The sequence below is a fragment of the Pseudomonas sp. NFX1 genome, from assembly GCF_051123555.1.
Lineage (GTDB): Bacteria > Pseudomonadota > Gammaproteobacteria > Pseudomonadales > Pseudomonadaceae > Aquipseudomonas > Aquipseudomonas capeferrum.
On sequence record NZ_CP169366.1, the window covers coordinates 3,515,363 to 3,528,337 of the forward strand.

General features: G+C 65.1%; 10 protein-coding genes. 5 read left to right on the plus strand and 5 right to left on the minus strand.

The window, feature by feature from the left end:
* Window positions 1-14 precede the first annotated feature (14 nt).
* Together DJ563_RS15810 and DJ563_RS15815 are read right to left on the minus strand one after the other, a co-directional pair.
* Window positions 15-440 (minus strand): pilus assembly protein PilZ, encoded by a 426-nt coding sequence (locus tag DJ563_RS15810; RefSeq protein WP_095064066.1) that lies wholly within the window; start codon window positions 438-440, stop codon window positions 15-17.
* Window positions 437-2,077 (minus strand): lipoprotein UxpA, encoded by a 1,641-nt coding sequence (locus DJ563_RS15815; RefSeq protein ID WP_434518004.1) that lies wholly within the window; start codon window positions 2,075-2,077, stop codon window positions 437-439. The genes DJ563_RS15810 and DJ563_RS15815 overlap by 4 nt, the downstream gene beginning before the upstream one ends.
* A gap of 225 nt (window positions 2,078-2,302) precedes the next feature.
* Between DJ563_RS15815 and DJ563_RS15820 the strand changes: the two genes are divergently transcribed.
* Window positions 2,303-4,381 carry a PhoX family protein gene (locus DJ563_RS15820; protein ID WP_274098210.1) on the plus strand — a complete coding sequence of 693 codons (2,079 nt, stop codon included), beginning with the start codon at window positions 2,303-2,305 and terminating at the stop codon, window positions 4,379-4,381.
* Window positions 4,382-4,522: 141 nt separating this feature from the next.
* On the opposite strand, the gene gspK is transcribed toward DJ563_RS15820, so the two are convergent.
* Window positions 4,523-5,488, minus strand: a complete 966-nt coding sequence (gspK, locus tag DJ563_RS15825; RefSeq protein ID WP_434518005.1) for a type II secretion system minor pseudopilin GspK — start codon at window positions 5,486-5,488, stop codon at window positions 4,523-4,525.
* Window positions 5,489-5,635: 147 nt separating this feature from the next.
* On the opposite strand from gspK, the gene tatA reads away from it, so the two are divergent.
* Genes tatA through tatC form a run of 3 tightly spaced genes read left to right on the plus strand, consistent with a single transcriptional unit; the run spans window position 5,636 to window position 6,914 of the window.
* Window positions 5,636-5,869 (plus strand): twin-arginine translocase TatA/TatE family subunit, encoded by a 234-nt coding sequence (tatA, locus tag DJ563_RS15830; RefSeq protein ID WP_434518006.1) that lies wholly within the window; start codon window positions 5,636-5,638, stop codon window positions 5,867-5,869.
* Entirely contained in the window at window positions 5,869-6,159 is a 291-nt protein-coding gene (gene tatB, locus DJ563_RS15835) for a Sec-independent protein translocase protein TatB (RefSeq protein WP_274098213.1), read from the plus strand. The genes tatA and tatB overlap by 1 nt, the downstream gene beginning before the upstream one ends.
* Window positions 6,156-6,914 carry a twin-arginine translocase subunit TatC gene (gene tatC, locus DJ563_RS15840; protein ID WP_434518007.1) on the plus strand — a complete coding sequence of 253 codons (759 nt, stop codon included), beginning with the start codon at window positions 6,156-6,158 and terminating at the stop codon, window positions 6,912-6,914. The genes tatB and tatC overlap by 4 nt, the downstream gene beginning before the upstream one ends.
* 43 nt (window positions 6,915-6,957) lie before the next feature.
* Here tatC and DJ563_RS15845 read toward each other — a convergent pair whose 3' ends face one another.
* Complete coding sequence (locus DJ563_RS15845; RefSeq protein ID WP_110741613.1) at window positions 6,958-7,269, minus strand: NGG1p interacting factor NIF3; 312 nt, start codon at window positions 7,267-7,269, stop codon at window positions 6,958-6,960.
* Between the two features lie 3 nt (window positions 7,270-7,272).
* The gene (gene purL, locus DJ563_RS15850; RefSeq protein WP_434518008.1) at window positions 7,273-11,172 is read right to left on the minus strand and encodes a phosphoribosylformylglycinamidine synthase; all 3,900 of its coding nucleotides are present in this window, start codon (window positions 11,170-11,172) and stop codon (window positions 7,273-7,275) included.
* Window positions 11,173-11,470: 298 nt separating this feature from the next.
* On the opposite strand from purL, the gene mltF reads away from it, so the two are divergent.
* A complete protein-coding gene (mltF, locus tag DJ563_RS15855) occupies window positions 11,471-12,928 on the plus strand; it encodes a membrane-bound lytic murein transglycosylase MltF (RefSeq protein WP_033701000.1) in 1,458 nt (485 codons plus the stop codon).
* The last annotated feature ends 47 nt before the right edge of the window (window positions 12,929-12,975 follow it).

The window sequence follows — 12,975 nt, forward strand, 5'->3', positions numbered from 1 at the left end:
CTAACAGGCATCGTTCATCCTTGCCGTTTGAGGCCGGTCACGGCGGGGCGTGGCGGCCAGGGCAGGCGTTCGCGCCGCCCCTGGTTATTGAAAATCAGGCCATCGCTGTCGATGTCCTGCAGCACGATCCCCGGTGCCAGGCGCTGGCCGCGGGCCAGGGTCCGCACCTGTTGTTCGTAACGCAGCACCACCACGCTGGCCGACAACGGCTGGGCCTTGAGGCCCCCGAGGTAGTGCAGGGGCAAACGGGTGATGACGATCGCGCCGTCGTCGACGGGCGCTTGCCAGTGGCCGACCATCAACCCCGGCAGTTGCGTCTCGGTGGCCGGCGAGCGGCTGGCCGGTTGTGGCTGGCGGCCCAGTTGCAACACGCACTGTGCAGCGAGCCAGCCGGCCAGGGTCAGGCAGCCACCGGTGATCAGCCGCGAAGCGAAGCTCACGAGGCCATCTGCCGGGGGTGCCAGCCTGGGTGACCCTGCACATAGCGCACTTCGGGCCATTGCAGCGCTGTCAGTTGCCAGTCAGGCGTCTGCCGTGCCAGCCAGGCCTCTACCCGTTGCCAGAGCGGCTCGCCGGCCTGCGACGCGAACTGCAGGCCAAACGTACGGCACAACCCCTCGGTCGGCTGCAGGCCGCTGATGCGTTTGCCCTGGGGGCTGTAGCTGACTTGCCAGGCCTGGCCCTGCCAGCGCGGCAGGTCCTGGCTGTTGTCCAGCAGCAACGGGTCGCCGAACAGCTGTTCTGCGGCATTTTCCAGCACTTGCTCGACCTGCCGGGCTGGAGCCTCGACCACCGGGGCCGGGTAACCGCCGGTCAGGCTGATCAGGTGCTCACGGGTAATCGCTGTACCTGCCGCCAACGGGCAGTCGTAACGCAGGCCCGGCAGCAACACTGGCAGGCTGCCGTCATCGGCCAAAGCCTGATGCAGCAGGCGGTCCCAGCTGCCGCCACGGGTGTCACGCCGCCACAGCGCCTGGGGCGCCCGGGCCAGCGGTTGATCGAGCCACGCCGCGTGGCCGGCGCGCTGTTGGTTCAACTGCGCCTGCAATTGCCCGGCACGCACCTGCGCTGCCGGTGAAAGCGTCTGTTCGAACGCCGGGAAGAAGCGCCCCTCGAACTGCCATTGCCCCGCCACCTGCTGGCAGCGCAAGCGAAATGCACCGCTGCCCCGGCAGCCGGCGAACAGCACAGGCACGCGGCGGCCGCTGGCCTGGGTGGCCTGCACCGGCGTTGGCCACAGGTCCTGGCCACGTGCGCACAGCAACAGGTCGATGGCCGGCAGCCGTTCAGCCAGCCACAGCCCCGGCCCGGTACCGACATCGGCCAGGGCCACCACCAGGTCGGCCTCGCGCCGGGCCTGTTGGAAAACCGGCAGCAAGGCCTGATACCACTGTTTGAGGGAGGCTTTCTGGTCTTGCGCGTAAGGGTCGGTGACGCCGACCACGGCAATGCGCGCGCCGCCCCGTTCGAACAGCTGCAGGGGTTCGAGCCCAAGGGCCTGGCGTTGTTCGTCAGCGAGCCCGGCGCCCAGCGTAGTGGCAGACGCCTGGCGGTAGAGTGCTGCGCTGCGTTGTGGCCAGAGCACGCGCTCGTCACTGCTGACCCGCGCTTCGCTGCCCAGCAGTTGGCTGCCCTGCACGCCACTTTCACCCTGGGTCAGGTAGGCCAGGCCGCTGCCATTCCAGCCTTGGCCGTTCTCCAGGGTCAGGCTGTTGCCTGCACCGGCCTCGCCACGCAATTGCTCCAGCAAGGCGGCGAGTACGGCATAGCCACCCAGGTTGGCCTCGTCGGCCCGGCCGGCATCGAGCAGTGGCGCCAGCTGCGGAAAGGCGATGCTGGCGCTGGCACCGGTCATCCACGGCGCACGCCCGAGGTGGCTGACCGGCCCCAGGCGCGTCGCCGGAACCACAGCCCGGCCGGGTTGGCGAGCATCAAGGGTGTCGGCGACATACAGCAAATCAAGGTTGGCGCTGCCTGCGCGCTGCCCTGGCAAGGCGGAACAGGCGCCGAGCAAGGGTGCCAAGGCACCGACGCCCATCCAGCTGATCACTTCGCGCCTGTTCACACTGCTTGCCATCGAGCCCGCCATCCTTAACCAAGTTCACGTTGGGCTCCGGATGTTGCGGCGTTCGCATGACAGTTTGATGGCAGAAATCCGACAGCAATTCCGAATTGATCTGTCAGGCTCGAAAGTAAGAACGTGTAGTTTTAAGCGCGCATTCATATTTCTGCCAAGGAATCATCATACTTGCGCTCTAAAGTCGCGGTTTCCTCCAACTCAGCCAAACATAAGGACACCCTGATGAGTCGAGATACCGGCGACAACCTGGACCGGAACCACAGCGGCAATCTGCCGATGGCCAGCGTCATGGACGCTTACCTCAGCCGCCGCAGCATCATGCGTGGCAGCCTGGGCGCCGCCATCGCCATGATCGCCGGTACCGGCCTGACAGGCTGCTTCGACGGTGGTGGCGGTTCCGATCACGATGATCCTGTCACCGAGCCACCGGTGACCGAACCACCCGTAACCGAGCCAGAAGTGCCGAAACTGGCACTGGGCTTCCAGTCCATCCCAGGCTCGCGCACCGATGCCTGTGTCGTCGCGGCAGGCTACAGCGCCTACGTGCTGGCGCCGTGGGGCACCCCGCTGAACAGCAATGCCAACCCGTGGAAGTCCGATGGCAGCAACACCTCGACCGACCAGGCCAATGCCATGGGCATGCACCACGACGGCATGCACTTCTTCCCTATCAATGGCAGCTCCGAAGACGGCTTGCTGGCCATCAACTTCGAGTACATCGACGCGGCCGCCCTGCACCCGGCCGGCCCGACCGTTGATGTCAACGGCAAGCGCCCGGTCGAAGAAATTCGCAAAGAGATCAACGCCCACGGCGCTGGCGTGGTGCGCCTGCAGAAGGTCAGCGGGCGCTGGCAGGTGGTCGACAACGACCCACTGAACCGTCGCTTCACCACCGCCTCGCGCATGGAAATCACTGGCCCGCTACGCGGCACCGACCACGTCAAGACCAAGTACTCCAGTGCCGGCACCCACTGCCGCGGCACCAACAACAACTGCGGCAACGGCTACACCCCATGGGGCACTTACCTGACCTGTGAAGAGAACTGGCCGGGCATCTTCGTCAACAAGGGCACCCGCCCTGAAGACCAGCGCCGCATCGGCGTGGGCACCTCCAGCGGCCAGTACAAATGGGAAAGCGCTGCCGGTGACAGCACCGAAGTGGCCGACGAATTCACCCGTTTCGACGTCACCGTCAAAGGCGCCAGCGCCACCGACGACTACCGCAACGAAGCCAGCACCTACGGCTACATCGTCGAAATCGACCCGTACAACAACGCCACCCTGGCCACCAAGCGCACAGCGCTGGGCCGCTTCCGCCACGAAGGCTGCTGCCCGGGCCTGCCGGTGGCCGGCAAGCCGCTGGTCTGGTACATGGGTGACGACTCAAACAACGAGTACCTGTACAAGTTCGTCTCCACCGCCGTGTGGGACGCCGCCGATGCCAGCCCGGCCGACCGCCTGGCCACCGGTGCCAAATACATGGACCAGGGCAAGCTCTACGTGGCCCGCTTCAATGCCGACGGCACAGGTGTATGGCTGCTGCTCGACGTGGCCACGGCCACCACCGGCGGCAGCACCCTTGGCGCGCTGTACGGCGACCTGCCGGGCATCATCCTCAACACTCGCGGTGCGGGCGATGCCGTGGGCGCGACCCCGATGGACCGCCCGGAATGGACCACAGTCAACCCGCTCAATGGCGATGTCTACCTGACCCTGACCAACAACAGCGCGCGCACCCCGGAAAAAGTCGACGCCGCCAACCCGCGTGGCCCGAACCGTCACGGCCACATCATCCGCTGGCACGACAGCGACGATCAGCTGAGCTTCACCTGGGACATTTTCGTGTTTGGCGCCAACGCTGCCGGCACCGCCGACATCAACCGCTCCGGGCTGACCGAGCTGAACCAGTTCGCCAGCCCCGATGGCATGAGTTTCGATAGCCGCGGCGTGTTGTGGTTCGAGACCGACAACGGTGAGAGCACCCTGACCGATTACACCAACGACCAGTTGCTGGCGGTGATCCCGACAGACCTGGTGGATGCCACGGGCAAACAGGTGCCAGTCAACGCGCAGAACCAGGTGGACCTGCGGCGTTTCTTCGTTGGGCCGAACGGCTGCGAGGTGACGGGGATTGCCTTCAGCCCGGACAACAAATCGATGTTCGTGAACATCCAGCATCCGGAGAACTGGCCGTATACCGACAAGGCTACCGATGCTACGCCGGCAGGCGCTACGGTAAGGCCGCGGGCTTCGACGGTGGTGATTCAGCGTGATGATGGCGGGGAGATCGGCACCGCCTGACCGGGAGCTGGTCAGTCAGCCTTGCGCTGGCTGTACCGGCCTCTTCGCGGGGCAAGCCCGCACCCACAAGCAACCCCCTAGCCTCAAGGACAGTGGGGTACCTGTGGGAGCGGGCTTGCCCCGCGAAGAGGCCGCCAAGGTTCACCAGAGCATCGGCTCCCGGCTACGCACCCGCACCTGCTGCGCCGGCACCCGCGCATGCCACTGCACCACCCCCAGCGCCTCGACCTGAAATGCGCTGCGCATCACCCGCCCCTCCTCTTCAAACGACAGCTGCAACAGAAAATGCCCACTGTTGAGCAGCAATCCTTCGCTCAACCGTTCGAACGTCTCGTCATCCACCGCCCCCAACGCCTGGCGCAGCGCAGCGGCATCCACATACCCCGACGCCGGCCGGCCAGTGACGATGCGGCTGAGCAGCGCGCGCGGATACCGCCCCTCGTACAACGCATCGAGCAAGGGTAGATGCTCCAACCCCAGGGCATTGGCGTTCAGGCGCCAGCCGGTGGTCTGCGGCAACGCGCACAGCATCGGGTAGCGGCCCTGACGCGTGGCATCCGGCTCCAGCAGCAGGTTCAGCTCGCTGGTGTCGAGCATCGGTTGGTTAGCCGCCAGGCGCGCTGGTTGCTGGCGCAGGTACTGGGCACTTTCGGCCCCTTGCAGGCGGGTATCGTTGTCCGTGTCGAGCCAATCGGCCAGGGCATCGACCAGGCGTTCTGCCGCCATGTCGTCGCCCAGCAGGCGGCGCAACTGGCGCTCGGCGCGTTCACCATCAGCACCGAGCAAGGCGTTCACGTTAAAGCACGTGTGCTGGTCGCGCACCCGCAGTTGCGCCTGGCCTGCGCCAAAATCGTAGTCCAGCGGCTGCCCACGCAACGCCTGCCAGAACAACGGGCTAAGCCGCCAGGCCGGGTCGCGCAGCGCCTGCTCGGCATAGGCCAGGCCGGCCTGTTCCATCGCCCGCACCTGCACCCGTTGGTGCAACAGGCGCACTTCATCGACCTGGCGCCGGCCATCCTCCACCAGCCAGGCCATACCAGCCGCGAGCATCGCCAACACCACCATTACCATCAGCAGGGCCGCGCCCTGCTGTCGTCTGCCGCCCATCCGCGTGCGCCTCTCATGGCCCGTAAAAGCGCCAGTCAACACGCCGGTTGTTGCAGGTAGATGGCAATGGCGCTTTCCGTCATGTTCACGTCATCTACACGAGGCAGGATTGCCCTTCCTTTTCATGGCCTTACAGGAGTAGTCGCAATGGGTGGCATTGGCATCTGGCAACTGGTGATCGTACTGATGATCGTATTCCTGCTGTTTGGTACCAAGCGCCTCAAGGGCCTGGGCAGCGATGTTGGCGAGGCGATCCAGGGGTTTCGCAAGTCCATGGGCGGTGACAACGAAGCCAACCCGTCCGGCCCGGTTCAGGTGCAGCAGCAGGCACCGCTGGCCGGCCAGGCTACGGCGCAGTCGCAAACGGACCGTCAGGCCTGATGTTCGAGGTAGGCTTCAGCGAGTTGCTGCTGGTTGGCATCGTCGCACTGCTGGTGCTCGGGCCCGAGCGGCTGCCGGTTGCGGCGCGCACGCTCGGGCGCGGCCTGGGCCAGGCGCGCAGGGCCATGCACGGCCTGCGCGCACAGATGGAGCGGGAGATCGAGTTGCCCAACTTCGACAGTGCGCCCCTGCAGCGCCTTGAGCAGGACATTCGCCAGGGCATCAGCCTTGCTGCGCAACCGGCCAATGACCCGGCAACCGTCCCAGTGCCCAGGGAGAATGCCTCATGAGCCTCGCCATGGACCCTGCGGCAGCGATGCCGCTGACCGAGCACCTGCGCGAGCTGCGCAAGCGCCTGGTGCGCTGCCTGGCAGTGGTCGCGTTGGTATTCGCAGGGCTGTTCCCCTTCGCCCAGCCCCTCTACACACTGATCTCCGAACCGCTGCGCCGCTTCCTGCCAGAAGGCGCCAGCATGATCGCGACCAGTGTCACCTCACCCTTTCTGACCCCTTTCAAGCTGACAGCAATGTGCGCGTTGTTCGTCGCCATGCCGCTGTTGCTGCACCAGGCGTGGGGGTTTCTGGCGCCGGGCCTGTACCGCCGCGAACGGCGCATTGCCCTGCCGCTGCTGGTGTCGAGCATTTTGCTGTTCTATGCCGGCATGGCATTCGCGTTCTTTCTGGTGTTCCCGATGATGTTCGGCTTTTTCGCCAGCGTGACGCCCGATGGCGTGGCGATGATGACCGACATCAGCCAATACCTGGACTTCATCATGGCGCTGTTCCTGGCGTTCGGGCTGGCGTTCGAGATCCCGGTGGCAACCTTCATCGTGGTCTGGGTGGGGCTGACGGATGTGGCAACGCTCAGGCGCAGCAGGCCCTACGTGATTGTCGGGTGTTTTGTGGTGGGGATGATTCTGACGCCGCCGGACGTGTTTTCGCAGACGATGCTGGCGGTGCCGATGTGGGTGCTGTTCGAGGTGGGGTTGTTGGCATGTGCGGGGTTGCGGCGAGGCGAGCAAGGCCGCGAGATTGTGGCCGGTTGAAAGGGCCTCTTCGCGGGTAACCCCGCGAATCGGCTGATGCGGTCTAGAACTCGGCGAGCCGCCAGACCTCGTAGGCTGGCGTCTCGTACGGGTGGCTCTGCTTGAGCGCAGCGACGACCTGAGCGATCAGGTCGTCGGCCACCACCAGCTCCACCTTCCACTCCTCCACCACCTCGACCTGCCCGGCTTGCCCGAGAAATGGCTGGCTGCCATCCAACGGGCGAAACTGGCCTTGGCCCAGGGTTTGCCAGGCGCAGTGGTCATAGTCACCGATGCGTCCGCCGCCAGCGGCAAACACAGCGGCCTTGACCACCTCGACATGGCTGGCCGGGACGAAGAAGGCGAGCTTGTACACGCCTTAGTTCACCCAGACCCGCGCGTTGCGGAACATACGCATCAGCGCGGCATCTTCCTGCCACTCATCCGGGCGCCAGGAGTTCTGCACGGCGCGGAACATACGCTCCGGGTGCGGCATCATGATGGTCACGCGGCCGTCGCGGCTGGTCAGGCCGGTGATACCACGCGGCGAACCGTTCGGGTTGGCCGGGTAGGTTTCGGTGACCTTGCCGTGGTTGTCGACGTAGCGCAGGGCCACGCAACCGGACACGTCGGCTTCCAGCAATGCCGCTTCGTTGGCGAACTCGGCATGGCCTTCGCCGTGGGCGATGGCGATCGGCATGCGCGAACCGGCCATACCCTGCAGGAAGATCGAGTTGGACTTCTGCACCTCGACCATGGCCACACGGGCTTCGAACTGCTCCGAGCGGTTACGCACGAAGTGCGGCCAGAACTCGGTGCCAGGGATCAGCTCGTGCAGGTTGGACATCATCTGGCAACCGTTGCACACGCCCAGGGCGAAGCTGTCGGTACGCTCGAAGAAGGCCTGGAAGGCATCGCGGGCACGGGCGTTGAACAGCGCCGACTTGGCCCAGCCTTCACCGGCACCCAGCACGTCGCCGTACGAGAAACCACCGCAGGCAACCAGGCCCTTGAAGGCTTCGAAGTCGACACGGCCAGCCAGGATGTCGCTCATGTGCACGTCGATGGCGGCGAAGCCGGCGCGGTCGAAGGCGGCAGCCATCTCGACCTGGCCGTTGACGCCCTGCTCACGCAGGATCGCCACTTGCGGGCGCACGCCTTTCTTGATGTACGGCGCGGCGATGTCGTCATTGACGTCAAAGCCCAGCTTGACCGACAGGCCCGGGTTGTCTTCTTCGAGCAGCGCGTCGAATTCCTGGTCGGCGCATTCGGCGTTGTCACGCAGGCGCTGAACCTGGTAGCTGGTCTCGGCCCACTGGCGTTGCAGCAGGCGACGGTCGCCTTTGAACAGCTCCTCGCCGTTCAGGCGCACGACCACTTCGCTGTTGTTGATCGGCTGGCCGATCACCGCGACGCAGTCTTCACCCAGGCCAGCGGCGCTGAACTGAGCCAGTACGTCTGGCGTGGCATCCTGGCGAACCTGGATCACCGCACCCAGCTCTTCGTTGAAGAGGATGGCGGCGACTTTTTCGGGCTTGCTGGTCAGCGTGTCCAGCTCCAGGTCGAGGCCGCAATGGCCGGCGAAGGCCATTTCCAGCACGGTGGTCATCAGGCCACCGTCGGAACGGTCGTGGTAGGCCAGCAGGTGGCCGTCGGCGTTGAGGCCCTGGATCACGGCGAAGAAGGCCTTGAGGTCTTCGGCATCGTCGACGTCCGGTGCGGCATTGGCCAACTTGCCGTGGGTCTGCGCCAGGATCGAGGCGCCCATGCGGTTCTGGCCGCGGCCCAGGTCGATCAGGACCAGGTCGGTTTCGCCCTTGTCCATGCGCAGTTGCGGGGTCAGGGTTTTACGGATGTCGGTGACCGGGGCGAAGCCGGTGATGATCAGCGACATCGGCGAGGTCACGCTCTTCTCGACACCGTCTTCGCTCCACTTGGTCTTCATCGACATCGAGTCTTTGCCGACCGGGATGGTGATACCCAGCTCAGGGCACAGCTCCATGCCCACGGCCTTGACCGTGTCGTACAGACGGGCATCTTCACCGGGGTGGCCGGCGGCGGACATCCAGTTGGCCGACAGTTTGATGTCGGACAGTTTTTCGATCTGCGAGGCCGCCAGGTTGGTCAGGGTTTCGCCGATGGCCATGCGGCCGGACGCCGGGGCGTCGAGCAGGGCCAGCGGGGTGCGCTCACCCATGGCCATGGCTTCACCGGTGTAGACGTCGAAGCTGGTAGCGGTAACGGCGCAGTCGGCCACCGGCACCTGCCATGGGCCGACCATCTGGTCGCGGGCCACCAGGCCAGTGATGGTGCGGTCGCCAATGGTGATCAGGAAGCTCTTGCTGGCCACCGCAGGGTGGTGCAGCACGCGCTCGACGGAGTCGGCCAGCGACAGTGTGCTTGGGTCGAACTCATCGCCAAGCTCGGCTTCGCGGGTGACCGAACGGTGCATGCGCGGCGGCTTGCCCAGCAACACGTCAAGCGGCATGTCTACCGGGGTGTTGGCGAAGTGGCTGTCGGTCACGGTCAGGTGCGGCTCTTCAGTCGCCTCGCCGACCACGGCGAACGGGCAACGCTCGCGCTCACAGATGGCCTGGAAGCGGTCGAAGTCGACGGCGCTGACGGCCAGCACGTAACGCTCCTGCGATTCGTTGCTCCAGATTTCGTGCGGGGCCATGCCCGGCTCGTCGTTGGGCACGTTGCGCAGTTCGAAGCGGCCACCACGGCCACCGTCGTTGACCAGCTCAGGGAAGGCGTTGGAAATACCCCCCGCGCCGACGTCGTGGATGAAGGCGATCGGGTTCTTGTCACCCAGCTGCCAGCAGCGGTCGATGACCTCTTGGCAACGGCGCTCCATTTCCGGGTTTTCGCGCTGTACCGAGGCGAAGTCCAGGTCGGCGGAGCTGGCGCCGGTGGCGACCGACGAAGCCGCACCGCCACCCAGACCGATCAGCATGGCCGGGCCGCCGAGCACGATCAGCTTGGCGCCGACGGTGATCTCGGCCTTCTGCACGTGCTCTTCACGGATGTTGCCCATGCCGCCGGCGAGCATGATCGGCTTGTGGTAGCCGCGCACTTCTTCGCCGTGGGGGGTGTTGATCGCCTGCTCGAAGGTACGGAAGTAACCGGTCAGGGCCGGGCGACCGAATTCGTTGTTGAACGCAGCGCCACCCAGTGGGCCTTCGACCATGATGTCGAGGGCGTCGACGATGCGCTCAGGCTTGCCGTACGCCTGCTCCCATGGCTGCTCGAAGCCCGGGATGCGCAGGTTGGACACGGTGAAGCCGGTCAGGCCAGCCTTGGGCTTGGCGCCACGGCCGGTGGCGCCTTCGTCGCGGATTTCGCCGCCGGAGCCGGTGGAGGCACCGGAGAACGGCGCGATGGCGGTCGGGTGGTTGTGCGTCTCGACCTTCATCAGGATGTGCACCGGCTCCTGCACCGCGCCGTACTGGCGGGTTTCAGGGTTCGGGAAGAAACGGCCGGCAACGTTGCCGACGATCACCGAGGCGTTGTCCTTGTACGCAGACAGCACGCCTTCGCTGTGCATCTGGTAGGTGTTCTTGATCATGCCGAACAGGCTTTTCTCCTGCGCCTGGCCGTCGATGTCCCAACTGGCGTTGAAGATCTTGTGGCGGCAGTGCTCGGAGTTGGCCTGGGCGAACATCATCAGTTCGATGTCGTTCGGGTTGCGCTTGAGGCCCTGGAAGGCGTTGACCAGGTAGTCGATCTCGTCTTCGGCCAGGGCCAGGCCCAGGTCGACGTTGGCCTTGGCCAGCGCATCGCGGCCACCGGCGAGGATATCGACCGAGGTCATCGGCTTGGGCTGGGCGTGGCTGAACAGGTCGGATGCCTGCTCCAGCTGGGCCAGCACGCGCTGGGTCATGCGGTCGTGCAGCTCGGCGGCGACGGCCTGTGCGTCGGCCTCGCTCAGGTTGCCGGCAACGTAGTAGGCGATGCCGCGCTCGAGGCGCTGGATCGACTGCAGGCCGCAGTTGTGGGCGATGTCGCTGGCCTTGCTGGCCCAGGGCGAAATGGTGCCCAGGCGCGGCACGACCAGGAACAGGCGGCCGGTCGGCTCCTGTACCGGCACGCTCGGGCCGTACTTGAGCAGACGGCCCAGCACCTGCTGCTGGTCGGCGGTCAGCTCGCCATCGACATCGGCGAAGTGGGCGAATTCGGCATACAAACCAGTAACAGCGGGGACTTTCTGGCTCAGTTGCTCGAGTAATTTACCGTGGCGAAAGGCAGAAAGGGCAGGAGCGCCGCGCAGGATCAACATCGTCGGGACAGCCTCAGGAAGGGGTGTGCTTAGAGGCCGTGCATTCTAGCCTAATTCCGCGGCTTTCGGCACCCGCCAGAGGGCAATGCTGCCGGGCGGCGGAACCGGACTTCGGGGTCAAAAAAAAGCGACCATCTGCAAGCGGCAAGCGGCAAGAAAAAAGCGACCTGCGCGCCACCTGCTTTTTTCTTGCCGCTTGCAGCTCGCGGCTTGCAGCTTCCATCACAGAACGCGGTACCAGACAAGCTAACCGTTGTCGAGATATGGCGGCCCTCGTCCTTTGCGTATACTGCAAGCTATGTTCGCCCATACTGCTCTGCGCCAGCGTTGCGCCAAATGGCTTCTCGCAACCGGACTCTTTCTGATGCTCGGTGCCTGTGTTGAAAAACCCAGCACCCTAGAGCGCGTGAAGGAGGATGGCGTGCTGCGCGTCATCACCCGCAACAGCCCGGCCACCTATTTCCAGGATCGCAACGGCGAAACCGGCTTCGAATACGAACTGGTCAAGCATTTCGCCGACGATCTCGGCGTAAAGCTGCAGATCGAGACCGCCGACAACCTCGACCAAGTGTTCGACGAACTGGGCAAGCCCTCCGGCCCGGTGCTGGCCGCCGCCGGCCTGGTCAGCAGCGAGCGGCGCAAGGCCCAGGCAAAATTCTCTCACCCTTACCTGGAAGTCACCCCACAGGTCATCTACCGCAACGGCCGCTCCCGCCCCACCGAGGCCAAGGGCCTGGTCGGCAAGAAGATCATGGTGCTCAAGGGCAGCAGCCATGCCGACCAGCTGGCCGAGCTGAAAAAACAGTACCCAGGCCTGGAATACGAAGAATCCGACGCTGTCGAGGTGGTCGACCTGCTGCGCATGGTCGATGAAGGCCAGATCGACCTGACACTGGTCGATTCCAACGAACTGGCGATGAACCAGGTGTATTTCCCCAACGTACGGGTCGCCTTCGACCTGGGCGACACCCGCGATCAGCGCTGGGCGGTGGCGGCCGGTGAAGACAACAGCCTGCTCAACGAGGTCAACGAGTTCCTCGACAAGGCCCAGAAGAACGGCACCCTGCAGCGCCTCAAAGACCGCTACTACGGCCATGTCGATGTACTCGGCTATGTCGGCGCCTACACCTTCGCCCAGCACCTGCAGCAGCGCCTGCCCAAGTACGAGAAGCACTTCAAGAGCTACGCCAAGGTCGAGCAGGTCGACTGGCGCCTGCTGGCGGCCATCGGCTACCAGGAATCCATGTGGCAGCCGGAAGTCACGTCCAAGACCGGCGTGCGCGGCCTGATGATGCTGACCCAACGCACCGCGCAGGCCATGGGCGTGTCCAATCGCCTGGACCCGAAGCAGAGCATCCAGGGTGGTGCCAAGTACTTCATGCTGATCAAGCAGCAGCTCGACGACAGCATTCAGGAACCCGACCGCACCTGGTTCGCGCTGGCCGCCTACAACGTCGGCAGCGGCCACCTGGAAGACGCCCGCACCCTGGCCAAGCGTGAGAAGCTCAACCCGAACAAGTGGCTGGACGTGAAGAAGATGCTGCCGCGTCTGGCGCAGAAGCAGTGGTACAGCAAGACCAAGTACGGTTATGCCCGTGGCGGCGAGCCGGTGCACTTCGTGGCCAACATCCGCCGCTACTACGACATCCTCACCTGGGTGACCCAGCCGCAGCTCGAGGGCCAGATGGCCGAAGGCAACTTGCATGTGCCCGGGGTCAACAAGGACAAGCCGGCAGAGCAGTCGCCGCCGATGTGACCGTTGCCGGCCTGGCCACTGTCGATCTCCTGCCCCGCGAAGAGGCC